Source organism: Saccharopolyspora indica (genome assembly GCF_027853965.1).
In the GTDB taxonomy this organism is placed as follows: domain Bacteria; phylum Actinomycetota; class Actinomycetes; order Mycobacteriales; family Pseudonocardiaceae; genus Saccharopolyspora; species Saccharopolyspora indica.
In genome coordinates this window covers 234,174-256,901 of the sequence record NZ_JAQGLB010000008.1, presented here as the reverse complement: position 1 = coordinate 256,901, position 22,728 = coordinate 234,174, and the positions used below count along the sequence as shown (strand labels likewise).

The window sequence follows — 22,728 nt, the reverse complement described above, 5'->3', positions numbered from 1 at the left end:
TGCGACCTCCACCATGCTGGAGGTCAAGGGCTCCGCGACCTGGAACCCGCACTTCAGTGGTCGTCGTCGCGGAAGAACATCTCTTCCAGGTGGTCGGCCGTCTCCGCGATGAAGTTCAGCGGGTCGGTGAACTCGTTGATGTCCAGGTTCAGCAGCGGGACCGAGTGGCGGAGCAGGACGTGGTCGCCCACGATCACCGCGCCGCAGACCACCGAGACCTGGCCCAGCTCCCACAGGAGCTTCTGCAGGTCCACGTCGGCCGCGCGGCCGATCACCGAGACCACCTGCACCCAGTCCTCGCGGCCGTCGAGCCGCTCCCGGCAGATGATGACGATCTGACTCCGGTCGTCCTCGTACTCGACGAGCACCCGGATCTCGTCGTCGCCGTCCTCGATGATCCGGTACTCGGTCTCGGTGTCCAGGTCCTCGGCCACGGCGTACTCGGCCCGGACGAACGCCGCGAGATCTTCCCAGGTCGCCACGCAACCTCCCCAGTCGCAAAGCGCGCTCCCCGCGCGATTTCCGACCGTGATCGTGCCACGACCGACCGTCACGTGGGCGCGTTTTCCGCCCAAGCGGTGACGGCGGCGGATCAGACCCGGGCGAACAGGACGTAAGCCTCCACGATGCCCTTGTCGTTCGCGGCGACGGAGAAGTGCTCGACCCGCCAGCCGACCGCTTCGATCGCCTCGATCCGCTCCGCCCACGGGTCGATCGCATCGTCCTTGGTGCTGCTCAGCGCGATCAGCCGCGCCACGAACCGGGCCCGTCCCGCGGCGTGCGCTTCGGCCGCCATCGCGCCGAGATCGGCCGCGCTGTTCTTGAAGAGTCCCATGCCGGACATCCAACCAGCCCCGACGGCCGGCCCAATCTTGCCAACGACCATTGACACGATCGGCGATGTCATCGATCCTGGGAACCGTTACCCCGGGTAACACCTACCCACCGGGTGGGGATCGCCTCCATCGTCACCCCGCAGGGAGCCCTCATGACCAGCAGCATCGCCAAGGACGACGAGACCTCGCAGCAGGAAGACCGGCAGGACATGGCCGACCGGCTGCTGCGCTCCTCGGAGATCCTGTCCTACGACCCGGTCCAGGAAGTGGACTGGGAGACGCCGCTCGACACCGACTACCACGGCACCAGCCCCGAGTGGAGCACGCTCTACGGGACCGCGTACTGGGCCGAGATGACGCCGGAGCAGCAGCGGGAGCTGACGCGCCAGGAGGCCGCGTCGGTGGCCAGCACCGGCATCTGGTTCGAGATGATCCTGCAGCAGATGGTGCTGCGGGACTTCTACGCCAAGGACCCGACCGACCCGGCCTTCCAGTGGGCGCTGACCGAGATCGCCGACGAGTGCAGGCACTCGATCATGTTCGCCCGCGGCGCCGCGAAGCTGCGCGCGCCCGCCTACCGGCCGACCCGCCTGGTGGTGGAGCTGGGCCGGGTGTTCAAGACGCTGGCCTTCGGCGAGGCCGCCTACGCCGCGATCCTGGTCGCCGAGGAGGTCCTCGACGTCATGCAGCGCGACTGGATGCGCGACGAGCGGGTGGTGCCGTTCGTGCGGACGGTGAACAACATCCACGTCGTGGAGGAATCGCGGCACATGAAGTTCGCCCGCGAGGAGACCAAGGCGCGGCTGGAGGGGGCGAGCTGGCTGCGGCGGCAGATCAACGCCGTGGTGGTCGCCGGGGCCTCCTACTTCATCGTCACCAGCATGTGGAACAAGAAGGTGTACAAGAACGCGGGCCTGGACAGCAAGCGCGCCATCCGCGAGGCGAAGGCCAACGAGCACCACAAGTCCATGCTGCGCTCCAGCTGCGCGGGGCTGATGGAGTTCCTCAACTCCGCCGGGCTGCTCACCAAGGCCTCCCTCTTCTTCTACAAGCGCGCCAACCTGATCTGAGCGAGCGGCAGGCCCGCGCGGTGGTCGCGGGCAGCGGAACCTCAGGCGCCGTCCGGCATCCCGCGTGCGGGTTGCCCCGCCGGGCGGCGCCTGAGAACCCGCAGCGGTGCAAGTGAAAGGACCCCCGAACCCCATGCCGTACGCGATCACCCAGACCTGCTGCAACGACGCGACCTGCGTGAAGGTCTGCCCGGTCAACTGCATCCACCCGACGCCGGACGAGCCGGACTTCGGCACCACCGACATGCTCTACATCGACCCGGCCACCTGCATCGACTGCGGCGCGTGCGCCGATGCGTGCCCGGTCGACGCGATCTTCCCGGTGGAGCGCCTGACCAAGCAGCTGCGGCCCTACGCCGAGGTCAACGCCGCCTACTACGCCGACCAGGCCCCACCGCAGCAGGATCCGACGCCGAACTTCCACCGCTGGGGGCCGCCGGTGTTCCACCGCGACATCCCCAGCGACTTCGCGCCGCTGGACGTCGCGGTCGTGGGCACCGGCCCGGCAGGCATGTACGCGGTGGAAGACCTGCTGCTGCACACCAATTCCCGCGTCACGCTGATCGACCGGCTGCCGGTCGCCGGTGGCCTGGTGCGCTACGGCGTGGCGCCGGACCACCCGTCCACGAAGAAGATCGGCGAGACCTTCAGCCGCTTCCACGCGCACCCGAGGCTGCGCCTGCGGCTGGGCGTGGAGGTCGGCAAGGACGTCACCGCCGACGAGCTCGCCGCCAAGCACGACGCCGTGATCTACGCCGTCGGCGCGTCATCGGCCCGCAGCCTCGGCATCCCCGGCGAGGACCTGCCCGGCAGCGTCGCGGCCACCGAGGTGGTGGCCTGGTACAACGGCCACCCCGACGCGGGCGCGGTCGACCTCTCGGCGGAGCGGGTCGTCGTGGTGGGCAACGGGAACGTCGCGCTCGACGTGGCCCGGATCCTCACCGCGGACCCCGAAGCCCTGGCGGGCACCACGATCGCGCCCGCGGCGCTGGCGCAGCTGCGGTCCAGCAAGGTCCGCGAAGTGGTGCTGCTGGCCCGCCGCGGGCCGGACTCGGCCGCCTACACCGCGCCGGAACTGCTCGCGCTGGCCCAGCAGGACGACGTCGACCTGGTCGTGGACGACCACGACCCGCGGGTCGCCGAAGCCATCGCCGCGGCGAGCGCGAAAGCCGCGCTGCTCCAAGGAGTTCCGCGCGAAGCGGTCGACTGGTCCGCGCCGCCGCGGCACGGTGGGCGCCGCATCGTGCTCCGCTTCAACTCCGCTCCGCAGGAGATCCTCGGCGACACGCAGGTCCGCGCGCTGCGGGTCACCGGGGACGTGGAGATCGCCGCGGGACGGGTGATCCGCGCGGTCGGCTACCGCGGCACCGAGCTGCCCGGCCTGCCCTTCGACGCCGGAACCGGGACCATCCCGCACGAGGGCGGCCGGGTCCGGCCGGGCACCTACGTCGTCGGCTGGATCAAGCGCGGCCCGTCGGGCGGCATCGGCGCCAACCGGACCTGCGCGCAGGAGACCGTCGGCAGCCTCCTGGAGGACGCGGTCGCCGGTCGGCTGGCGAGGTGACGTGGCGCGGAAAGCGCCGGGGGGTGCTTTCCGCGTCAGTCCGCGGGAGTGCCGATGCGCAGGCGGTTGCCGTCGGGATCGCGGAGCTCGAACTCCCTCCCCCACGGCACTTCCTCCACCGGCACGGCGAACTCCGCGGCGAACGCGTCGACATCGCGAACGCGCAGGTAGATCAGGGTGTCCGGCCGAGCGTCGCCGCTGTGCTCGGACAGGAACAACCGCATCCGCCCGCGAGCGATCTCGACGAACGCCGGGAGGCCGGGCTCGAACCGGTGCTCCCACTCCTTGCCGAAGCCCAGCCGCTCGTACCAGGCGACGGCCGCCGCGGCGTCCGCCACGTGCAGGATCGGGATGACCTCGTCGTCCACTCCGCGCTCCTCACAAACCTGTTGCGGGCCAGGTGACCGCGCCCCAGCCGTTGAGCCGCACATCGGCCCGGCGGGCCGTGCCCTCGGCCTGGTAGACGGCGCGCTCCGCGGCCATCCAGGCACGCAGGTGCCCTTCCGCACCTTCGCCATCACGCGCCAGCGTACGCGTCAGGCGCAACGCCTCCCCGTCCTCGACCCACACGAGCAGCGTGCTGAGTCCGTCGAACCGCCGCGCTCCCGCACCGCAGCCCTCGACGATCAGGTGATCGGCGTGCGGAACGTCGTGCCACTCGGCGTATTCGCCCGCGTACCAGTCGTAGCGCTGGTAGCGGCCGTCCCGCCCGGCGGCCATCGGTTCGAGCACCTGCCGCCCGAGCCGGTCCACCCCGGCGAGCATGCCGTTCCACCCGTCGTAGAGGTCGTCCATGTGCACGACCTGCGCGGTCAACTCCTCGGAGAGCTGGTCGGCGAGAGTCGTCTTGCCTGACCCCGACGGCCCGTCGATGATCACCAGCCGCGTCGTCCCGAGCCGCGGCGCCGCCTGCGCCCGCCGCACGAGTCCTTCGAGCACAACAGGACCGACGCTCACCGAACCTCCCGACGATTCACCGCCGCCATTCTCCCCGAAGCCGTCCGCTCGGTGGAAAGCCCGGGGGTGGACGCGATGTCGATCTCTGCGAAGATCGACATGCGTAGACGGAGGGAGCGCGGACATGAGCGACGGGCGCAGCAGCCTCGACCTGCAGACCGATCGAGCGCACGGCGCGCGGATCTACGACTACATCCTCGGCGGCAAGGACAACTACTCCGCGGACCGCGCAGCCGCGGAGGCCACCCTGCAGGTCTGGCCCGCGCTCCCGGTGCACATGCGCGCCAACCGCGAGTTCATGCACCGCGCGGGCCGCTACCTGGCCACCGAGTGCGGCGTCGACCAGTTCCTCGACATCGGCACCGGCATCCCCACCTCGCCGAACCTGCACGAGGTCGTGCAGGAGGTGCGCCCGGACGCGCGCATCGTCTACACCGACAACGACCCGATCGTCCTGGTGCACGCCCGCGCGCTGATGTCCAGCACCGAGCAGGGCCGCACCGCCTACGTCGACGCCGACCTGCGCGATCCGGACACCATCCTGAGCTCCCCGGAATTCCGCGAAACCCTGGACGCGGACCGCCCGATCGCCCTGCTGCTGATCGCGATAGTGCACTTCATCGAGGACGACGAGGAAGCCCTGACCGCCACCCGCCGGATCATCGACGTCCTGCCCGCGGGCAGCTACGTGGCGGCGACCATCGCCACCGCCGACTTCGCCCCGGAGGCGCTGGCCGAGGTCCGCCGGACCTACCACGAGCACGGCGAAACCCTCCGCTTCCGCACCAAGGCCCAGGCCGCCCGCTTCTTCGACGGCCTGGAGCTGGTCGAACCGGGAATCGTCCAGATGCACAAGTGGCGCCCCGACGAGCGCACCGAGCAGGCCGACGACACCGACATCGCCATGTACGCAGCCGTCGCCCGAAAGCCCTGAGCGGCGAGGCGCACACCGCCCGGCGATCTCCGACCAAGGCGCGGCAGCAGGCGGCAAACTCCTGCGCCCGGCGGGTCAGCCGCACGCCCTTGACCCGCGCGAGCGCGATCACCACCGTGCGCTACATCGTCCCGCGGTTGTTCACCGGCTCCAACCGCCAGCCATGTCGAACGCGAGGAAACCGCCGCGCCCCTCGCCGTCGGGGGTGGGGTGCTGACCCTGCCGTTGCGAACTGGCCCCGCCGGTGTTCCAGCCGATGGTTTCGAAGGGGGCGCCGCCGGCCGTGCCGTCCGAGCGGATCACGATCTCGTGCTCACCGGTGCGGTCGGCGGCGGTGACCACCAGCTCCCAGAGCAACCACCGACGCGCGCTCATCGCGGTCACTTCGAACCCGATCTGCTCGTGCTGCTCCAACGTGAGGTTCGCGGTGTCGAGGTACGGCTGGCTCGTTCCGGTCTCAGGAGAGACCTTCTGCGGGCTGAGGTCGGTGCTGTCCAGGTCGATGAGCACCTCTTCGAGCGGCTCACCTCCCTGCATCGGGGACCAGAGCAGCGTCCCGATCGCGGGCTTCTCCCCGACGATCCGCGCACGCATGTCCACGATGGTGATCGGCTCTCTCCGGTTGCCTGCGAGCGAGATCTTGTACCGCGATGCACCTCGGCAATCCTCGGGGCAGTGTTGCGCCGCACGGATTCCGCCCGCCTCGCGCACGATCGGGTCGACCGGGTTGTCGGTGCTGCCCGCATAGGCACCTTGTCCTGCCGCGTTGACGCCGTCGACGAATGTCCGTCCCATCGCGTCGGTCCGCTCTCGGGGCAATGCTTCGGAGAACATCCAGGACCAGCCGTCGACGTTGAACTGCGCTGGCAGTGCGCGGACCCGGGCGAGGGCTGCGGGGCGTGCTCCTAGTTCGCGGTCCTTGGCCTCGTCCACAGCTCGCTGCGACTGGACTTCCTTTGCCGGGGCGGTGAAGTACCCGAACCCTTCCGTGATCAGCGCTGTCACGATGATCCCGGCGATCCCCAGTCCGCCGACCCAGGTGCGCAGACGTCGCTGCCACCGTTGATTCCCGGTTCCCGGCGAGTCCTCCTCATCGACCTTCCGCGCACGGGGCGGCCTGAGCCGATTCGGACGTTCTTCGCGCACCGCGGCTCCTCCCGTAGTTCCCGAGCCGGAAGCTAACAGCTCCGAGCTCCGCCCACGGCCGCTTCGGCAAGTTCGCCCCGTTCAGCACCCCGTGAGCGGCGACAGCGCTTTTCGCGACCATCGCCGCCCAGGACCGGGTCATGCGTCGCAGCGGACGCCTTCGGGTGGTGTTCGCAGGTCGATCAGGTAGCCGGCGACGATGTCGTCGACGCACTCGCTCTGGCCCAGCAGCGCGATGCCGTGCTGGGAGCCGTTCACCGTCAGCAGGCTGCCGCCCAGCACGCGGGCCAGGTTGACGCCGCCCTGGTACGGGGTGGCCGGGTCGCCGGTGATGGAGACCGTCAGGGTCGGCGGCACGTCGACCGGGCCGGTGATCCACGGCTGCGGCATGGTCGGCGGCTCGGGCCAGGCCTCGCACTCGTGGTGCGATTGCGGCACCGGCAGGCCGGGATCCGCGAACGGGACGGCGGCGTTGACCTGCCGGGCGAACTCGGCCTGCTCGGCGGGGGTGCGGCGCGGTGCGTCCATGCACCGGATCGCGTAGACCGCGTCGCCGGAGTTGCTGTACCGGCCGTCGGGCCCGCGCCCGGCGGAGATGTCGCGCTGCGCCAGCAGGAGGTCACCGCGTCCGGCGGCCAGCTCGGCGAGTCCTTCGGTGGCCTTCGGCCACAGCGACGAGGAGTACAGGGCGCTCGTCACCGCGGTCATGGCGGCGTCGTAGGTCAGACCGCGCCCGTCCGCGGTGGGTGCCGGGTTCTGCAGCAGGGGCCGCACGAGGTCCTGGAACGCCTCGGTCGCCCGGGTCGGGTCGGTGCCGAGCGGGCAATCGGCGCTGGTGGCGCAGTCTGCGGCGTACCGGTCGAAGGTCTGCTGGATGCCCGCCATCTGCGCGATGTTGAACTCCGCCGAGGTGAGGTCGGGGTCGAACGCGCCGTCGAGCGCCAGCGCGCGCACGTTCTGCGGGAACGCCTCGGCGTACATCGCGCCGAGCTGGGTCCCGTAGCTCCACCCCATGTAGGACAGCTTCTCGTCGCCGAGCACCGAGCGCAGCACGTCCATGTCCCGCACGACGTTCGTGGTGCCGAAGCTGGCCAGCGCCTGCGGCCCACCGGAGCCCTCGGCGCAGCGCCGCGCCACCTCCCGGGCCGCCTGCGCGTCGGGAACGTCGGGCACGAGTTGGCCGCCGAAGTCCTCGCCGCGGTCCTTCTCGGCATCGGTGAAGCAGTTGGCCTGCGGCGTGGACGCACCCACGCCCCGCGGGTCGAATCCGATCACGTCGAACCGCTCGTTCACCGGTCCCGCTGTCCACAGCGGCGCCAGCTGCGCGGTGAAGCTCATCCCCGACCCACCCGGACCGCCCGGGTTGACCAGCAGCGATCCGATCTTCTCGCCGCGCGCGGGCAGCCGCAGCAGGGCGACCTCGCCCCGCGGGCCGTCCGGATCGGTGTAATCCAGCGGGACCTGCACCCGCGCGCACTCGAAACGGGTGTCGGCGAAGAGCTTCTCGTCCACCGCTGTCGTCGCGTAGGGCGCGCACGGCTCGAAGGTGATCTGCTGGCCGTAGAACTCCGCCAGGTCGGGGCTCGGTCTCGACTCCGCCGGAGCGGCGCAGCCGGTCAGGGCGAGCGACACCACCCCCAGGGCGATGAGCGTCGCACGAACACGAAACACGTTGTCTCCTAAGGATGTCGCGAGCACTGCCGGGGACGGTAGGGAAGCCACCCGGTGGCGCGGATCGATCGAAAGACCCGGGTTGCCCGACCGAAGTCGGAGCAGCGCGGTTCCTCAGGTGGAGGCGATGGCGCGGAGTACTGCCTAAGCTCGCCACGGTGAACGACGCGGCGGGCAGGCGACGAGCAGCGATCGACGGCGGGCTGATCGCGCTCGCGCTCCTGGTCGGCCTGTTCACGGCGATGAGCTGGTGGGAAGCCTCTCCGCTGGAGCCCCGCTGGGTGTTGCACCTGGATCTGGTCGCTGGCCTGATCGGCTGCCTCGCGCTGTGGTGGCGCCGCCGCTTCCCGCTGGTGATCGCCGCCGGCGTGGTCGTGCTGAGCACCTTCGCCATGTCCGTCACGCTCGCCGGGTTCGTCGCGCTGGTCACGGTGGCCGTGCACTGCACGCCCAGGGTCATCGCGGTGGTGACCGCGGCCAACCTGCTCCCGTTCGAGATCTTCCTGGCGCTGCGCCCCGGCCCGACCACCTCGTGGCCCACCGCCCCGGGGATGACGCTGTTCGCGCTCCAGGTCGCGGTCGTCCTCTGCGTGGTCGTGTGGGGCCTGCTCCTGCGCAGTCGGCGGCAGCTCGTCGCATCGTTGCGCGACCGCGCCGCCGCCGCCGAAGTCGAGGCCCAGCTGCGGGCCGAGCGCTCCCAGCACGAAGCCCGCGAGGCCCTCGCGCGGGAGATGCACGACGTCCTCGGCCACCGGTTGTCCCTGCTCAGCGTCCACGCGGGCGCGCTGACCTACTACCGCGACGCATCACCGGAGGAGATCACCCGCGCCTCCGAGGTGGTCCGCGAGAACGCGCACCGCGCCCTGCAAGACCTGCGCGAGGTGATCGGCGTGCTGCGCGCCCCGGTGGGCGAACTGCCGCTGCCGAGGGTCGAGGACGTCGCCGAGCTGATCGACGAAGCAGCGCATGCCGGGACTCCGGTCGAGCTGCGCGACGACTCCGGGGCGACGACCGGCGAGCGAGACGTCCCCGCGACGACGGGCCGCACGCTCTACCGGCTCGTGCAGGAATGCCTGACCAACGCCCGGAAGCACGCACCCGGCGCAGCGGTCACCATCCGGATCACCGGCGTGCCGGGCGACCACCTGGCCGTCGAGATCACCAACGAACGGCCGTCCGCACGACCCACCGGCTCCGGCGAAGGTCTGCGCGGACTGGCCGAACGCGCCGTGCTCGTCGGCGGCAGCCTCGAACACGGACCGACCGGTACCGGCGAATGGCGGGTCGGAATGCGGCTACCGTGGCCGGTGTGACCGTCGACGTGCTGGTCGTGGACGACGACCCGATAGTCCGCTTCGGCCTGACCATGATGCTGCGCGGCGCCCCCGACCTGCGAGTGGTCGCCGAAGCCGGAGACGGTGCGCAGGCGGTGGAGCTGGCCGAGCGCCACTCCCCGGACGTCGTGCTGATGGACATCCGGATGCCCGGCGCGGACGGCCTCACCGCGACCGAAGCGATCCGCCGCCGCCCGCGAGCACCGCAGGTCGTCGTGCTCACCACCTTCGACGCCGACGAGCACGTGCTGCGCGCCCTGCGCGCCGGAGCGGCCGGATTCCTGCTCAAGGACACCCCGCCCGAGGAGCTCGTGGTCGCGATCCGCCAGGCAGCGGAGGGACGTCCGGTCCTCTCCCCGGAAGTGACCCGCAGGCTCATCGACCGCGTCACCGAGTCCGCAGCGGACACTCGCCGAGAAGCCGCCCGCCGCAAGCTGGACTCGCTGGCCGAACGAGAGCGCGCCGTGGCGATCGAGATCGGCGCGGGCCGGTCCAACTCGGAGATCGCGGCCCGCCACCACATCGGCCTGGCCACGGTGAAGACCCACGTCTCGGCGATCCTGACCAAGCTCGACTTCAACAACCGGGTCCAGGTGGCCATCCTCGTCCACGACGCAGGCCTCGACCCGCAGAGCAGCTGAGCTCTCAGCTCGATGGGCCGCCGAACGCTTCAGCCGTCGGCTCGTGGTGGCTGAGCCTGGCGCGCGGTCAGCGCTCGGCGCAAACAGCTAGGCACAGCGCTCGTCCCCACTCCGCAGTGCTCTGACTCGTTCCTGGTGCAGGATTACGCGAGGCGGAGTTCCGCGATGACTCCGGCTGCGAGGGCCGCCAGTTCGTGGAGGCGAGCTTCGGGCAGCCGTCCGGCCGGGCCGGCGATGCCGACGGCTGCCCGAACCCTGCCTCCTTGGGACACCGGCACCGCGACGCAGCACAGATCCGGCCGGTACACCTCCACGTCGAGTGCGTAGCCCTGCTCTCGCGCCACCGCGACGGCTTCCTTGTGGCGGTCCCACTCCTGCGGGTACCGCGCCGCCACGCGCTCTGCGGTGCCCGGCCGAAAGCCCAGCAGGATGTGACCGATCGCGGTTCCCAGCAACGGCTCTCGGGTACCTGGCGAAACACCGAGCTTCAACGGCTGGCTGGACTCGACGGCATCGAGGTAGCGGAAGTCGTGCAGCGTGGGGACGGCCAGGTAGCACGTCTCGCGACTTTCTTCGGCCAGCCGTTCCAGCGTGGGGTGCAGCAGTCCGCGCAGCGCGTCGTCGCCGGTGTCGCCGCCCCGCGCGAGCTCGGTGAGCTGCTCGGTCAGCACGTAGCGACCACCGCGGGAGGGCTGGTCGAGGTAGCCGAGCGATTCGAGGGTGGCGAGCAGGTTGTGGGTCGTGCTCCGGGACAAGCCGACGACCTGGGCGATCTCGCTCAATCGCGCGCCGTCGCGGTGCTGGGCGACCGCCTCGAGGATCGCGAAGGCTCGGGTCACCGACTGCACACGCCGCGGGCCGTCGGCGTCCGCCGCACTGTACGGCTGGGAGGACTGCGTATCGAGTTCCACGATGCCGAATTCTACCCCCGCGAAGAAGCCTCTTTCCAAGGATGCCGAAGGACGCTAATCTCTCCACGTTCCCCATAGCGGGATTTGAACGACAGATATGGCAAAAAATCCATCAATGGAGGAAACATGCGATCCGCTCTCGCCCAGCAGATCTTGACGGCAGTACAGGACGCGGCGACGGAAGGAGGATTCGCGGTGTGCGCCACCGTGGTGGACGAGGCCGCGCACCCGGTGGCCTTCGTGCGTATGGACGGAGCACAGCGCGGGCCCGCGGAGGTTTCGCTGCGCAAGGCGCGCACCGCCGCCCTGTTCGGGACCGACAGCGCCGAACTCGGGCAGGAGGCCCGCCCGGGTGGGGCCATCTACACCCTGGAGCACACCAACGGCGGCCTGATCAGCTTCGGCGGCGGAGTCGTCGTGCGCGACGCCGACGGCAACACCATCGGAGCGGTGGGAGTCGCCGGCGCCACCGTCGCAGCCGACGAGGAGCTCGCGCAGACCGGCGCCCGCACCGCAGCCGCGATCCTGGCCTGATTCGAGCGCTGGCACCGCACCCCGCGTCCGCCGGAGCGGCCCAGCCGGTCACTCCCGCACGTGACAACCGCAAGAGGAGTCCCGCGTCATGCCCGTGCGCTTGAGCGCGCTCACCCTGAGCGCCTTCGCCATCGGCGTCAGCGAATTCGTCCTGGTCGGCCTGCTTCCGGCCATGGCCGACGCCACCAACGTCTCCCTGGGCACGGCGGGACTGCTCGTCACCGCCTACGCCCTGGCGATCACCGTGTTCTCCCCGATCGCCACCAGCGCGCTGTCCCGCTTCGACGCCCGCTGGGTGCTGGTCGGGCTGATGGTCCTGTTCACCGCGGGAAACATCGCGGTGGCGCTGGCACCGACCTTCCCCGTTCTGCTGCTGGGCCGCATCGCGGCGGGAACCGCCCACGGCACGGTCTTCGCCATCGGCGCTCCGGTCGCCGCGTCGCTCGTGCCCGCCGATCGCGCCTCCCGGGCCATCTCGATGATGTTCCTCGGCCTCACCGCGGCGATGGTCCTCGGCGTCCCGCTCGGCACCGTGCTGGGCACGCACCTGGGCTGGCGCGCCACTTTCGGCGCCGTTGCCGCTCTCGGCGCTGCCGGCACCCTCGCCGTGCTCGCCCTGATCCCGTCCACCGTCGACGACGACCGCACCGACCTCCGCTCCCAACTCCGGCTGCTGCGCCTGCGCCCGCTGCTGCTCACCTACGTCGTCACCGGACTCGGCTTCGGGGCCAGCTTCGCGGTCTTCACCTACCTCGAACCGCTGCTGACCGAACACGCCGGGTACAGCACGGCCGGGGTGACCTGGCTGCTCGTCCTCTTCGGCGCCGCCACCGTGGCCGGAAACCTGCTGGGCGGCCGGATGGCCGATTCCGCCGGCACCGTGCGCACGATCCGCGTGGCCCTGATCGGGTTGTGCGCCTCCCTCACCGCGCTCCTGCTGACCGGCAGCAACCAGGTCGCCGTCGCCGTGAACCTCGCGGTGTGGGGAGTTTTCGCCTTCCTCATCTCGCCCGCCGTCCAGACCCACGCGGTGCGCGTGGCCGAACAGCACAGCCCGTCCGCGGCCAAGCTCGCGAGCGGCTTGAACATCGCCGCCTTCAACGCCGGGATCTCCGCGGCGTCCTTCCTCGGCGGTCGCGTGATCGAAACGTGGGACGTCACCGCGACTCCGTGGATCGGCACCTCGCTGACCCTCCTGGCCCTCGCTGCGACCGTCGGCATCACCGTCGGCGGGCAACGCGGCACGAAGCGCACCTCCCGGCACGACCAGTGCCAGGACGTACGCACCCCGCGCAGACGAGGCTGCCGACCAGAACTGCACCCGTACCCAGCACCTAGCCAGCCGCCTCAACCGTGAGGAGACCGGCACGATGATCACCGACTGGCGGCCCGGAAACCGGCACCACGCCCGAAGTTCGATCGCGGAAGAGCTGACCACGCCGCTGTGCGACCGAATCGACTCCGCCACCGGTGGGATCGCGAAGAACACCGGCAGCGGTCTTGCCATCCAACGGAGCACTGTCCGCACCTGATGCGCCACGACTGCCGCAACCGTCAATACCTCGAGTGACCGAAGTACTTGATCAGAACTTGAGAACGCCCGAATGGACTCGGAGTTCGTCATAAATCTCGTTTTCGCTGTCACGCTTCGAATTTCGCCGAAGCAGCGGTACGACCAGCACCCCGCAGACGGAACCATCCGACGCAACATCGCCGAGAATCCTGGGGGGGAATGTTGACGCAGGACGGAGAACATCCGGCCAGTTGCGCGAATGCCGTTGGCGAGAGGTGCGAGTGCAACCACTGCGCGGGCACGAAGCACGGCTGGGTCGGAAAGCTCTGCCTGGCCAGACGAGGAACGGCAGAAGATCTGCGCAAGCTCGAGCAGGTTGCCGACCAACGCTGGCGGAAGGAGTACGCCAAACAGCAAGCCAAGAAGCAGAAGAAGCCGAAAGCCACTCTGCCGCACAAGCGGGCGGCCATCGACACGGCCTGCTCTGATCTGGTCAAAGAGCTCCACCAGGAAGACCAGCGTGCGGAGCGGCCACGCATCTCCGGCACGGACTCAACCGGCAAGAACATCATTCAACAAGAACGCTCTGTTCCCGACGACGCCGAATCCTCCCGCCGCGCGGACCTCGAGGAGCGGGTGCACAGCTCTGCAGAACGCGCTGATGCTCCCGAACCGACCCCAGCGAGTACCGATCGCGCCCTCGGCAACCCCGTCTCGGAGGCTGAGCGGGTCGAAGCCCTCGGCCACTTGCTCGGGCAGGTGCTCAGCGAGGTTGAGAAGGACCTCGGACGAATCGAACCCGGAACTCGCCGGGCCATGGCGGACCACTTCTGGTGCGAATTGCTCGTGCGGCTGGTGGTGGCCATCGAGGAATCGAACCGCCTTCTCGACTCGGTACCCGGCATGGTGACCGACCAGATCATGAGATCGCGCCAGGAGAACGGTTACGCCGAAGTTCAGCGGAAGGTGATCACTGCCTGCGCAACGCAGGTCTGGAAACGACTCACCGACGCGCTCGGGCTGACCGTGATCAGCGATGCCAAGGTCCTGCTGCCCGCACTGCGCACATTGACGGTCCTGATGTGCAAGTCCCCACCGCGGCACCCGGCAGTCGTCGAGCATTGCGTGGACCCGCTCAAGGCCCACTTCGTCGAAGAGACCAAGAAGCGGCTAAAGCACGTCTTCGAAGGCCTTGTTCCACAGATCACAGCCGAGATCAGCGGTACCGGTCAGACCGCGCACGCCGGCGGAAGTAGCGGACAACCAACCACCAGTGCCGGAAACTGAGCCGGTATCGCTCGCACGCAGTTGTCGGCGAGGCCTGGGTGATTCTGACGGCGAACGTCTCAGAGCAGGGTGACGGGGTCGCCTGCCTGCACCTTGCCCGGGGTGGCGATGGTCGCCAGGGCGTCCAGGCGGGTGTCGTGGGCCTCGGCGATGGCGCGCAGCACCAGCGGCGAGCGGGGCAGGTCCTGCTGGGCTTCGTTGGTCATCACGCACCGTTCGCTGGATCGCACGAACTCGACGCGCAGCGCGTCGCCGATCGCCGCTCCGCTCCCGAACCACTCGTCCTCGACGAAGGGCCGAACACCCGGCGGAGTGCGCACCAGCAGGTTCGGGCGGAAGCGCCGCTCGTCGACGGGAACTCCGGGAACCGCTGACCGGACCCAGTCGAGGGTGGCGGTGGTCAGCACGCTCAGCGGGAGCTGGTCGAAGTGCGAGACAGCGCCCTCTCGCGCCACTTCGACGTCATCGCGGCCCAGGTATTCGCGGATGAAGGCGGTGGGATCCGGAACCGCGATTCCTCGCGGATCCAGCAGTTCGGGCTGGTCGCGGTTCTCGTCGTAGCGAGAGCGCAGTTCCAGCAGCCCGGGCATCCGGCGGAAGCGGCGGGTGTTCTTCCCCGACCCGAACTTGCCGTCGGCATCGCGAACCGCGAAGAGCCGGTCGCCCACCAGTCCGCGCGCATCCACGTCCACCTGGGTCAGCGGCTCACCACCGGTCGATTTGACCGGATACCGCCAGATCCGCTCGACAACACCCACGACCACTGTCACCCGAAAAGCCTACCGAGCAGCCGTTTCCACCGGAGCGCTCAACTCCGCTGCGGTTCGTGGACGGCCTTGGCCGCGGCCCGGCGTAGCTCGTGGTGGCAGAGCACGTCGGAGCTGTCGAGGAACTGATCGACGCTGCCCACCAGCGGCAATCCGCGCACCGCATCGTCGCTGATGCTCTCCCGCAGCGCGTGCGCGAAGCGCTCGGCGTGCAGCACCTGGAACGGCCGCTCGTGGTACGGGCGAGTGCGCGGATCGACGTCCTCGGTGAGGCCGAGCTCGTTGTGCATGCCTGCGACCGCTTCGCAGGCAGCGGCGAGGTGGTGCTCGCGATCCCGCCAGCCGGTCGCGGCCAGCGCAGCGGTGAAGACCGGCGTCAGCTCCGCCGCGACGGGCAGCTGCGCGAAAGCGCTGCCGAGCCACTTGCCGTACGGCGGATACCGCCGCCTCACGAGCAGGCACAACCGCATCAGGTCGCGAACCAGCCGACCGGCCACCACAGCCGATCCGACCTCGTCCCCGACCTCCCCGCACCGCCCGGTGAACGCCTCCTCCTGGCTGATCCGCTGCCACTGGCACGCCAGCAGGTACCGCCACAGATCGTCCGGGTACCACGCCAACCGCTCCCGCACCCGGTTCAGCAGCCGCAGCCCGTCGTGGAAGACAGCGCCGCGCGTGACCTCGGCAAGCGTCTGGGCAGGCGTGGCGAGCCAGTCGAAGTCGGTGACCTCGCCCAGCGGATCGAACCCGAGGTGCCGCGTCAACCAGCCTCCGAGCTCGGCGACCACGACCCCGTGCTGCAACGGCCCGCTGCCCATCCGCATGTGCCGCGCACCGTCGGCTCCGACCGGCTCGAGGTTCGTGGGGAATCCCGAGAAGACCCGAGGCAACCGCTCGGCGAGCAGCTCCGAGATCGAAGCCCCGTGCTCCCGGAAGTCCCACTCCTCCAAGAAAAGCTGGACCCGAGGCCCCCAGTTGTGATCGGTGGACCGCTCGGTGTCGAACCCGAGGACCTCCGAACCCCCGCCGATCAACGCCGCCGAGTGCACGAGCCCCGGCAATTCCCGCTCCAGCACCGGCAGCACGGCTTCCAGGTAGAACCGCCGCGAGAGCTCCGCGCCAGGAATGAAATCACCGACCACGTTGGCCGATGCTCCCAAACCGAGCCCACCGCGGCGACCGGTTTTCGGCCGACACCGCTCGGCGCGGTCGACCTAGGTGGTCGGCTCGGCGGTGAGGGAATCCAGTTGGGACAGGATCGACGGGTCGCTGATCTTCTCGTCCTCGGCGAGCAGGAGCACCTTGCTCAGAACTACGCTCGTCATCCGGTCCTCGTCCGAGAACGGCAGGAACAGGCGCCGGTGGGCCGTGGCGCCGAACGAAGCGGGCACCACGCAGAGGTGTCCGCCCGGTTCGACGTGGATGCTGCCGCTGGTCAGGTGCACCCGGTAAGTCGCACGGGTGCCGCGCACCACTGCCACGCGCCCCTCGACGGTGACCCGGGCCAGCCCCAGGTCAGCGATGAGCGCGGCGAGCAGCTGCGCCCGACTCGCCGCCTGCGCCTCGGACAGCTCCGCGTCCGGCTCGATTCCGGCGACCGACACCACCAGGTCCAGGTCTCGCATGACTTCGGAGAACACCACCGGCGGCACGTCGCCCAGCGGTACGGGTGCGCCGCCGGCGCGGTGGTGGGCGCCGGTCAGGAAGCGGAGGTCGCCGACGAGGACGTCCCCCATCCCGAAGTGGCCGTGGAACTCGCAGCGCAACGCGGCGGTGAGGCCGTCGCCGACGTCGCGGGTCGCCTGGTGGTCGGCGTGCTCGCCGTGGGTGGACCAGCCCCTGCCGGACAGCAGCTGGCCCGCCACCTTGCCGCTGACCTTCTGACCGGCGAACCGCCGCGACACCTCGCCCGCCTCGAGTTCGGCCGGGGTCAGCACGTACAACTCCCGGAACACCTGCTTGACGGGCTGCTGGAGGCGACGTCGCACGATCTCCGCCTGCCAGTCGGCGAACACCTGCCGCTCGTGCAGTTCGAGCGGGTGGACCGCGGTGATCGGGCCGGTGGTGTCGACCTGGTCGAGCAGGCCGATCACGTCGTTGCGGTCCTTCCAGAGCAGCGCGGGCAGCATCGCCGCACCGGCGGGCAGGGACAGCAACCGGGCCAGCTCGTCGGGCGCCAGTGCGCCTGCGGTGGCGACCAGCCGCTCCACCAGCCCGGTCCGCATCCGACGAGCCTGGTCCCGCAGTCGCTCCTGGTTCTCGCGCAGCTCCCGGTAGCCGGGGTCGGCGCGGACGGCGGCAGGTACCGACTTCAGCACCTTGCTCCCGCGGTTCACCGTCAGCGCCGGGTCGGCTCCGTCGAACCGCAGCGCGATCCGGTAGTCCCCGGCCTCCGCTTCCACCGGGGTCTCGGTGGCGATTCGCGCCTCGCAGTCCCATTCGAGGCGGCTCGCGTCCGGCACACCCGCGACCTGCGCCAAGTGATCGAGGGCGACCTCGATCGCGGCGGCGTGGCTGTGCCTGCGGTTGGGGCCGAGCTTGGCCCCCTTCTTCGCGGATTCGCGCAACGCCAGGTAGCGGTCGAGGACCGTCTCGTCCGGGGCGAGGGGCAGCAGCCCGAACGCGGCGATGCCCTGCAGCGCGTTGTGCTTGACGCGCTTCAGCACCGCGGCGCGGTTCCAACCCATGACGGCGGAAACCAGCTCGTTCGGTTTGATCTCCAGCAGCCGCTGGGCGACGTCCGCACCGGCCTCCTCGATCGCGCCGAGGATGACGGCCCGGTCTTGACGTGTGACCGCGTCGACCGGCATCGCGCAGATCAGGCGCAGCAACGGCGCGGCGCTCTCCAGACCGAACAGCGGTAACAACGCGTCGGCGTCACCGACGCCCAGTCGCCACTCGAATACCTGGCGCTGCTCCTCCACCGGCCGGTCCCGCAGCAGGTCGAGCAGATCGGCGCGTTCCTCGTCGGTCAGTTCGGCTGCCCCGAGGTGATCGGCCACCGGCGCGTCACCGTGCCAGGCCAGCGCGGCCCGCACGAACCGCAGGCCGCGCGGCAGCACCCCTTTGGGAAACTCGTGCCAGGCGGCGGGCGTCGGCGCGGAGACGAGTCGCCAGGTCAGCGCATCCGCGTGGTCCCGCACCGCATCCGCGCAGGCGAGCGGCGAGCTGGTCGCGTCATCGTCCGCGGGTGATCGGCCGATGACGGCGTAGCCGAGGTAGCGGTCGTCGGCGAAGGCCCGCTCGACCACAGCGGCGTCCAGAGCGCCCGACCGGTGCAGCGCGTCGAGAATCCGCGCCGCGGTCTTCCGGCGCAGGGTGCCGAGCGGCGTGAAGACGAGCACCCTCAGCAGGTGGCTGTCGGTGGCGGCGATGGCCTTCTCCGCCACCTCGTCCAACGACAGGTGGTGCCGGACGTCGCATCCGAGGAACTCGGCCAGCAGTGCTTTCCGGCGAGCTGTCGGCCACGGCGCGGCGAGCAGACCGGTGACGTCGTCCGGTCGCTCGACCGGGAAGCTCGCGTCGTAGAGCTCGTCGAGCTCCGCGACGATGTCGCCCACGTGCGGTTCGAGGTTGCCCAGCGCCTCGTCATCGCCCCGCTCGATCCGGAGCAGGATCTCCTCCGCGGTTGCCCGCAGACCCGCTCGGTCCTGGGCCTTCGCCAAGACCCGAGCCTGGTCGACCAACCGCCACAAGAGCTCGCGCTGCTCGCGAACGAGGTCGACGTAGTCCTCGGGGATGTCTCGCACCACCACGTTCAGCCTCCCGTCAGCGCGACCAGCCGGAGGAACACGACCGGTTCTCCGATCAGAAGCGTGATCTCCTGGTCCAGGCCGACGACCTGCCGTCCGCCGACGAAGACCACGAACGTGCCACGCGCGAAAGCCCGTTGCGCCCTGGCGACCTCCTCGGCCACGTCCGGGCCCGCCGTCATCCGCCGGGGCGGCCGGATCGCACCGGTGGCGGCCTGCGCCCGGATCTCGTCGTCGGAGAGGTACTGGCGGTCGAGGATTCGCCGGCAACGCGCGGCGTCGGCGCGCAGCTCCCGGATCTGCTCCTCGACCGCGCGCCGGATCAACTCCCCTGCTGTGGTCCGCTCCTCGGAGAGCCGGACCAGCACGGTCGGCAGATCATCGTCGGACCTGCCGTTCCTCCGGCCGCGCACCTCGATCTCGATCACGGCGGTCACCCTATAGTCCGAACGGTGTTCCGCCTCGCAGCCGGGCGGTTCGCGACGTGCTGCGCCCGAACACCGCTCCGCGGCCCCGGTCGGGCATTCCGATCGACGCGCGGAACCAGCGCTGCCCTCAGGGGTACTGCGCGATCGTGCCCTCCTGGGACGCGGACATCCTGGCGATCAGCCGGACCGGCCCCGCATCCGGCGGGAGGATGACCGAGGCGAACTGGGTTTGCATGTAGTCCTGCCCGCCGCTGCTCAGCAGGTGCACGCTGACGTGCACGTTGCGATCGGCGGGAACCTCGAACGAAACGGATCCCCACGTGACGACGTACTGGCGACCGTCGATGCTCGCGATCGGGGCGGCCCGCTTGGCCGAGTTCCCGACGAGGGGGATCTCCAGGACGAGCAACCGCCGAGCCCCGTCGTGGTCGTCGACGTACGGAATCACGCCCGGCACCGCGCTGAGCTCCGTCGAACCGGCCATCCGCACCTCCAGCCTCGAAAACCCCCGCGAATCCTAGTGGGTCTCCGAGGCCGGGGTGTCCGGTTCGCTCACGCGGTGGACTGCATCTCCCGCATGATCGCGAGCTGGGCCTTCTGGCCGGACATCATGTCCTGGGCCATCTGGTTCAGGTCCTGGTCGCTGCCGCGCAGGATCACGTCCTGCAGCATCCGGACCGCGCCCTCGTGGTGCGGGATCATCAGGTCCAGGAACATCCGGTCGAAGTCGGGCCCGGACAGCGTCGCGAGCTGCGCCATCTCCTCCCGCGTCGCCATGCCCATGTGCTCGATCATCTCGGGCATGCCGAGCATCTCCTCGTACGCCGTCGGCGCATCGGTCACCGGCAAGGCGTTGCGGCCCTGCCAGCCCTGCAGCATCTTGATCTCCAGGCCCTGCTCGGTGCGGATGCGGTCCGCCAGCGACTTCAGCGCGGGCTCCGCCGCGCGGTCCGGGGCCAGCTCGGACATCAGGATCGCCTGGTAGTGGTGCGGGATCATCATGGCGGTGAACTCGACGTCGACGTCGTTGCGCGCCTGCGCGGCCGCGCTCGCGGTCCCCGCGCCGAGCAGACCGGCCAGCAGCACCACCAGCAGTGCGAGTCTCCGTGGGAACATCATCTGCCGTCCCTTCCGAACGGCCGGCCGCCGGGCCGGAGCCCGGCCCGGCGGCAGACGGATCATTCGGGGTATGCGTACTGCGTCTGCGGGTTGAGGATGTCGAGCCGCACCTCGTCGGCCTCGTCCATGCCTGCGACCTTCATGACGTCCAGGCCGCGCGTGATGTCGCTGGAGTAGACGTGGCCGTTGTAGTAATACGCCGACCACGAACCGCCCATGACCAGGTTGGTCTCGTCGACCGGGCCGCGGTCGAAGTAGCCGATCTCGGCGGGCGCCGTGGTGTCGGTGAAGTCGAAGAACGACACCCCGCCCTGGTACCAGGACTGCACGTAGACGTTGCGACCCGGCATCGGGATCAGGTTCCCGTTGTGCGCCACGCAGTTCTCGGTGTCGGCCTGGTTGCGCGGGATCTTGAAGTAGCTCTGGAACTCCAGCCCGCGCTTGGCGCCCTCACCGGTGATGTTGTAGATCGCGTTCGCGCCGTGCGTCGGCCCGACCTCGTCGTTGCAGGTCGGCGCACCACCGCCGCCGAGTTCGTCGGTGAACAGCACGCTCTTGCCGTCGTTGGTGAACGTCGCCGAGTGGTAGAACGCGAAGTTCGGGTCCTGCACGGTGGCGACCACCTGCGGCTTGACCGGGTCGGCGATGTCCAGCAGCACCCCGTCGCCCATGCACGCGCCGCCGGCGAGGTCGAGCTCCGGGTACACCGTGATGTCGTGGCAGCCCGCGGTGCCCGCCGCGCCGCCGTCGGGGAACAGCACCGGCTCGGCGACCACCTTCGCGTTGGCCGGGTTGCCCGGGGGCACGCCGATGATGGAGATGGAGTCGTGCGGCGGCTGGCAGTTCGGGAACGCCGGGTCCGGGTTGTAGGACGACACGTAGATGAACACCTCACCGGGCTTCTTGCCCGGCACCATGGTGTTGGTGTGCGAACCGCAGCTGGTCTTGATCCCCTTGACGTACTGCGGGTTCGCGACGTCGCTGATGTCGAAGATCCGGACGCCCTCCCAGGCGTTCGGGTCCTCGTAGGAGCCCTGCTGGCTCTGGCAGGTGTCGTCGGTGCGCGCGTAGTCCACCGACAGGAACAGCAGGCTGCCGTCCGGGCTCACCGACACGTCGCCCTGCCCGCCCGGGCAGTGCGTCTGCGAAACCGTCTTCGGTGCTGCCGGATCGGAGATGTCGTAGACGGTGAAACCGTCGTAGCTGCCCTGGAACGCGTAGTTCTTGAAGAACGCCAGGTCGGTGTGCGTCGATTCGGCGAGCGGACCCTGCCGCGGCACGTTGGCCAGCGGCTGGACGTTGTCGCTGTGCTGCACGTCGTCGCCCGGTGGCTGCGCCCCGGCGGACGGCACCACCAGCGCCAGACCCGCGACCGCAGCGGCCACGCCGAGCACGAGCGTCCTGCGGGATCGCCGCGGGCCACGTAACTCCAGCATTCGGTCAACCTCCCTGAACTCCCCGATTGAGGACTTGCCTGGGATTTCCCGGCGGAGATCGTGACACGTGCGAAAGAGATCCAACAGGGAGCAGAGCCCCGGTTACGCAGGACGACCACCCACGACGAACAACCGCCGTAGTGCGGACTGAGCCGCACGGAGCAGAACGACGAGCCCGCACGTCCCGCCGCGTCAGCCCTGGGTGATCCCGGCCAGGACGTAGTCGACGATCTTGCCGAGGTAGTCGTGGTCCGGCAGGTCCATGTTGAGGACGAGCCGGTGGTAGATCGGGCCGTAGAACTGGTCCAGGACCACGTCCAGGTCGACGTCGGCGACGATCTGCCCCTCGTCCTGGGCCCGGCGCATCCGCTGGTTGAACGTCGCGATGCGCGAATCCACCAGGAGCTCCCGGATCTGCCCGGCCAGGCCCGGATCCTGGTGGCTCTCGATCAGCAGCAGGGCCCGCAGCGGGCGGCCGCTGCGCGGGTCCTCGAAGAGCCGGACGACCTGGGTCAGCTGGGCGTGCAGGTCGGCGGCGATGTCCCCGGTGTCGGGGAAGTCCGTGCTGGCATCGGCGGCGTCGACCACCGCCTCCAGGATGACGGCCCCCTTGGACTGCCACCACCGGTAGATCGTCTTCTTGCTGACCCCGGCACGAGCGGCGATGCCCTCGACCGTCACCGCCGCGTAGCCCTTCTCCGTGCACAGCTCCAGCGAGGCGTCCAGGATCGCCCGCCGGCTCTTCTCGTTGCGTCGCTGCTCGTTCGGCGGGTTGACCATGGGGACACCCTACCAAAGACACGACACGTTCCGTGTTGACGAATCCGC

Annotated in this window: 24 protein-coding genes; 9 read left to right on the top strand and 15 right to left on the bottom strand. The window is 69.9% G+C overall.

Translation table 11 applies throughout. The features are described from left to right. Positions 1-53 precede the first annotated feature (53 nt). Positions 54-482, bottom strand: coding sequence for a hypothetical protein (locus OU416_RS19845; protein ID WP_270928480.1), 429 nt, complete (start codon positions 480-482; stop codon positions 54-56). 110 nt (positions 483-592) lie between these two features. Further along, entirely contained in the window at positions 593-835 is a 243-nt protein-coding gene (locus OU416_RS19840) for a hypothetical protein (protein ID WP_270928479.1), read from the bottom strand. 153 nt (positions 836-988) lie between these two features. Between OU416_RS19840 and OU416_RS19835 the strand changes: the two genes are divergently transcribed. Beyond that, the gene (locus OU416_RS19835) at positions 989-1,906 is read left to right on the top strand and encodes an AurF N-oxygenase family protein (RefSeq protein WP_270928478.1); all 918 of its coding nucleotides are present in this window, start codon (positions 989-991) and stop codon (positions 1,904-1,906) included. Positions 1,907-2,039: 133 nt separating this feature from the next. After that, on the top strand, positions 2,040-3,470 hold the full coding sequence (locus tag OU416_RS19830) for an FAD-dependent oxidoreductase (RefSeq protein WP_270928477.1): 1,431 nt from the start codon (positions 2,040-2,042) through the stop codon (positions 3,468-3,470). Between the two features lie 35 nt (positions 3,471-3,505). Here the strand turns inward: OU416_RS19830 and OU416_RS19825 are convergent, their stop codons facing one another. Further along, on the bottom strand, positions 3,506-3,838 hold the full coding sequence (locus OU416_RS19825; protein WP_270928476.1) for a glyoxalase superfamily protein: 333 nt from the start codon (positions 3,836-3,838) through the stop codon (positions 3,506-3,508). A 10-nt stretch (positions 3,839-3,848) separates the two neighbouring features. Further along, the gene (locus OU416_RS19820) at positions 3,849-4,427 is read right to left on the bottom strand and encodes an AAA family ATPase (RefSeq protein ID WP_270928475.1); all 579 of its coding nucleotides are present in this window, start codon (positions 4,425-4,427) and stop codon (positions 3,849-3,851) included. A 124-nt stretch (positions 4,428-4,551) separates the two neighbouring features. Between OU416_RS19820 and OU416_RS19815 the strand changes: the two genes are divergently transcribed. Then, entirely contained in the window at positions 4,552-5,361 is an 810-nt protein-coding gene (locus OU416_RS19815) for an SAM-dependent methyltransferase (RefSeq protein WP_270928474.1), read from the top strand. 141 nt (positions 5,362-5,502) lie between these two features. Here OU416_RS19815 and OU416_RS19810 read toward each other — a convergent pair whose 3' ends face one another. Both OU416_RS19810 and OU416_RS19805 read right to left on the bottom strand, forming a co-directional pair. Then, the gene (locus OU416_RS19810; RefSeq protein WP_270928473.1) at positions 5,503-6,366 is read right to left on the bottom strand and encodes a hypothetical protein; all 864 of its coding nucleotides are present in this window, start codon (positions 6,364-6,366) and stop codon (positions 5,503-5,505) included. A 279-nt stretch (positions 6,367-6,645) separates the two neighbouring features. Next, complete coding sequence (locus OU416_RS19805) at positions 6,646-8,178, bottom strand: alpha/beta hydrolase (protein ID WP_270928472.1); 1,533 nt, start codon at positions 8,176-8,178, stop codon at positions 6,646-6,648. 158 nt (positions 8,179-8,336) lie between these two features. Between OU416_RS19805 and OU416_RS19800 the strand changes: the two genes are divergently transcribed. Then, positions 8,337-9,491 (top strand): sensor histidine kinase, encoded by a 1,155-nt coding sequence (locus OU416_RS19800; RefSeq protein ID WP_270928471.1) that lies wholly within the window; start codon positions 8,337-8,339, stop codon positions 9,489-9,491. Continuing rightward, complete coding sequence (locus OU416_RS19795) at positions 9,455-10,153, top strand: response regulator (protein WP_270928470.1); 699 nt, start codon at positions 9,455-9,457, stop codon at positions 10,151-10,153. The genes OU416_RS19800 and OU416_RS19795 overlap by 37 nt, the downstream gene beginning before the upstream one ends. 143 nt (positions 10,154-10,296) lie before the next feature. On the opposite strand, the gene OU416_RS19790 is transcribed toward OU416_RS19795, so the two are convergent. Then, positions 10,297-11,064: an IclR family transcriptional regulator gene (locus tag OU416_RS19790; protein ID WP_270928469.1), complete on the bottom strand. Its 768-nt coding sequence runs from the start codon at positions 11,062-11,064 to the stop codon at positions 10,297-10,299. Positions 11,065-11,190: 126 nt separating this feature from the next. Between OU416_RS19790 and OU416_RS19785 the strand changes: the two genes are divergently transcribed. The 4 genes from OU416_RS19785 to OU416_RS19770 all read left to right on the top strand — a co-directional run bounded on the left by OU416_RS19785 (position 11,191) and on the right by OU416_RS19770 (position 14,398). Continuing rightward, on the top strand, positions 11,191-11,598 hold the full coding sequence (locus OU416_RS19785; protein WP_270928468.1) for a GlcG/HbpS family heme-binding protein: 408 nt from the start codon (positions 11,191-11,193) through the stop codon (positions 11,596-11,598). 88 nt (positions 11,599-11,686) lie between these two features. Next, entirely contained in the window at positions 11,687-12,955 is a 1,269-nt protein-coding gene (locus OU416_RS19780) for an MFS transporter (protein WP_270928467.1), read from the top strand. A 13-nt stretch (positions 12,956-12,968) separates the two neighbouring features. Beyond that, positions 12,969-13,130: a hypothetical protein gene (locus OU416_RS19775; RefSeq protein WP_270928466.1), complete on the top strand. Its 162-nt coding sequence runs from the start codon at positions 12,969-12,971 to the stop codon at positions 13,128-13,130. A 200-nt stretch (positions 13,131-13,330) separates the two neighbouring features. Further along, positions 13,331-14,398: a hypothetical protein gene (locus OU416_RS19770; RefSeq protein ID WP_270928465.1), complete on the top strand. Its 1,068-nt coding sequence runs from the start codon at positions 13,331-13,333 to the stop codon at positions 14,396-14,398. 59 nt (positions 14,399-14,457) lie between these two features. Here the strand turns inward: OU416_RS19770 and OU416_RS19765 are convergent, their stop codons facing one another. The 8 genes from OU416_RS19765 to OU416_RS19730 all read right to left on the bottom strand — a co-directional run bounded on the left by OU416_RS19765 (position 14,458) and on the right by OU416_RS19730 (position 22,680). After that, positions 14,458-15,168 (bottom strand): MOSC domain-containing protein, encoded by a 711-nt coding sequence (locus OU416_RS19765; RefSeq protein ID WP_270928464.1) that lies wholly within the window; start codon positions 15,166-15,168, stop codon positions 14,458-14,460. Positions 15,169-15,206: 38 nt separating this feature from the next. Continuing rightward, positions 15,207-16,307: a DUF4037 domain-containing protein gene (locus OU416_RS19760; protein WP_270928463.1), complete on the bottom strand. Its 1,101-nt coding sequence runs from the start codon at positions 16,305-16,307 to the stop codon at positions 15,207-15,209. A gap of 72 nt (positions 16,308-16,379) precedes the next feature. Next, the gene (locus OU416_RS19755; protein WP_270928462.1) at positions 16,380-18,920 is read right to left on the bottom strand and encodes a DUF4132 domain-containing protein; all 2,541 of its coding nucleotides are present in this window, start codon (positions 18,918-18,920) and stop codon (positions 16,380-16,382) included. Positions 18,921-18,922: 2 nt separating this feature from the next. Continuing rightward, the gene (locus OU416_RS19750; protein WP_270928461.1) at positions 18,923-19,345 is read right to left on the bottom strand and encodes a hypothetical protein; all 423 of its coding nucleotides are present in this window, start codon (positions 19,343-19,345) and stop codon (positions 18,923-18,925) included. A gap of 127 nt (positions 19,346-19,472) precedes the next feature. Next, positions 19,473-19,829 carry a hypothetical protein gene (locus OU416_RS19745; RefSeq protein ID WP_270928460.1) on the bottom strand — a complete coding sequence of 119 codons (357 nt, stop codon included), beginning with the start codon at positions 19,827-19,829 and terminating at the stop codon, positions 19,473-19,475. 68 nt (positions 19,830-19,897) lie between these two features. After that, positions 19,898-20,464 carry a DUF305 domain-containing protein gene (locus OU416_RS19740; protein ID WP_270928459.1) on the bottom strand — a complete coding sequence of 189 codons (567 nt, stop codon included), beginning with the start codon at positions 20,462-20,464 and terminating at the stop codon, positions 19,898-19,900. 59 nt (positions 20,465-20,523) lie between these two features. Further along, a complete protein-coding gene (locus OU416_RS19735; protein WP_270928458.1) occupies positions 20,524-21,900 on the bottom strand; it encodes an LVIVD repeat-containing protein in 1,377 nt (458 codons plus the stop codon). A 192-nt stretch (positions 21,901-22,092) separates the two neighbouring features. Then, positions 22,093-22,680 (bottom strand): TetR/AcrR family transcriptional regulator, encoded by a 588-nt coding sequence (locus OU416_RS19730; protein WP_270928457.1) that lies wholly within the window; start codon positions 22,678-22,680, stop codon positions 22,093-22,095. Positions 22,681-22,728 lie beyond the last annotated feature (48 nt).

Excerpts from the sequence above, each read along its gene's own strand:
- OU416_RS19840 (WP_270928479.1), bottom strand. The coding sequence starts at position 835 with ATGGGACTCTTCAAGAACAGCGCGGCCGATCTCGGCGCGATGGCGGCC.
- OU416_RS19835 (WP_270928478.1), top strand. The coding sequence starts at position 989 with ATGACCAGCAGCATCGCCAAGGACGACGAGACCTCGCAGCAGGAAGAC.
- OU416_RS19830 (WP_270928477.1), top strand. The coding sequence starts at position 2,040 with ATGCCGTACGCGATCACCCAGACCTGCTGCAACGACGCGACCTGCGTG.
- OU416_RS19815 (WP_270928474.1), top strand. The coding sequence starts at position 4,552 with ATGAGCGACGGGCGCAGCAGCCTCGACCTGCAGACCGATCGAGCGCAC.
- OU416_RS19795 (WP_270928470.1), top strand. The coding sequence starts at position 9,455 with ATGGCGGGTCGGAATGCGGCTACCGTGGCCGGTGTGACCGTCGACGTG.
- OU416_RS19785 (WP_270928468.1), top strand. The coding sequence starts at position 11,191 with ATGCGATCCGCTCTCGCCCAGCAGATCTTGACGGCAGTACAGGACGCG.
- OU416_RS19780 (WP_270928467.1), top strand. The coding sequence starts at position 11,687 with ATGCCCGTGCGCTTGAGCGCGCTCACCCTGAGCGCCTTCGCCATCGGC.
- OU416_RS19775 (WP_270928466.1), top strand. The coding sequence starts at position 12,969 with ATGATCACCGACTGGCGGCCCGGAAACCGGCACCACGCCCGAAGTTCG.
- OU416_RS19770 (WP_270928465.1), top strand. The coding sequence starts at position 13,331 with ATGTTGACGCAGGACGGAGAACATCCGGCCAGTTGCGCGAATGCCGTT.
- OU416_RS19745 (WP_270928460.1), bottom strand. The coding sequence starts at position 19,829 with ATGGCCGGTTCGACGGAGCTCAGCGCGGTGCCGGGCGTGATTCCGTAC.
- OU416_RS19740 (WP_270928459.1), bottom strand. The coding sequence starts at position 20,464 with ATGATGTTCCCACGGAGACTCGCACTGCTGGTGGTGCTGCTGGCCGGT.
- OU416_RS19735 (WP_270928458.1), bottom strand. The coding sequence starts at position 21,900 with ATGCTGGAGTTACGTGGCCCGCGGCGATCCCGCAGGACGCTCGTGCTC.
- OU416_RS19730 (WP_270928457.1), bottom strand. The coding sequence starts at position 22,680 with ATGGTCAACCCGCCGAACGAGCAGCGACGCAACGAGAAGAGCCGGCGG.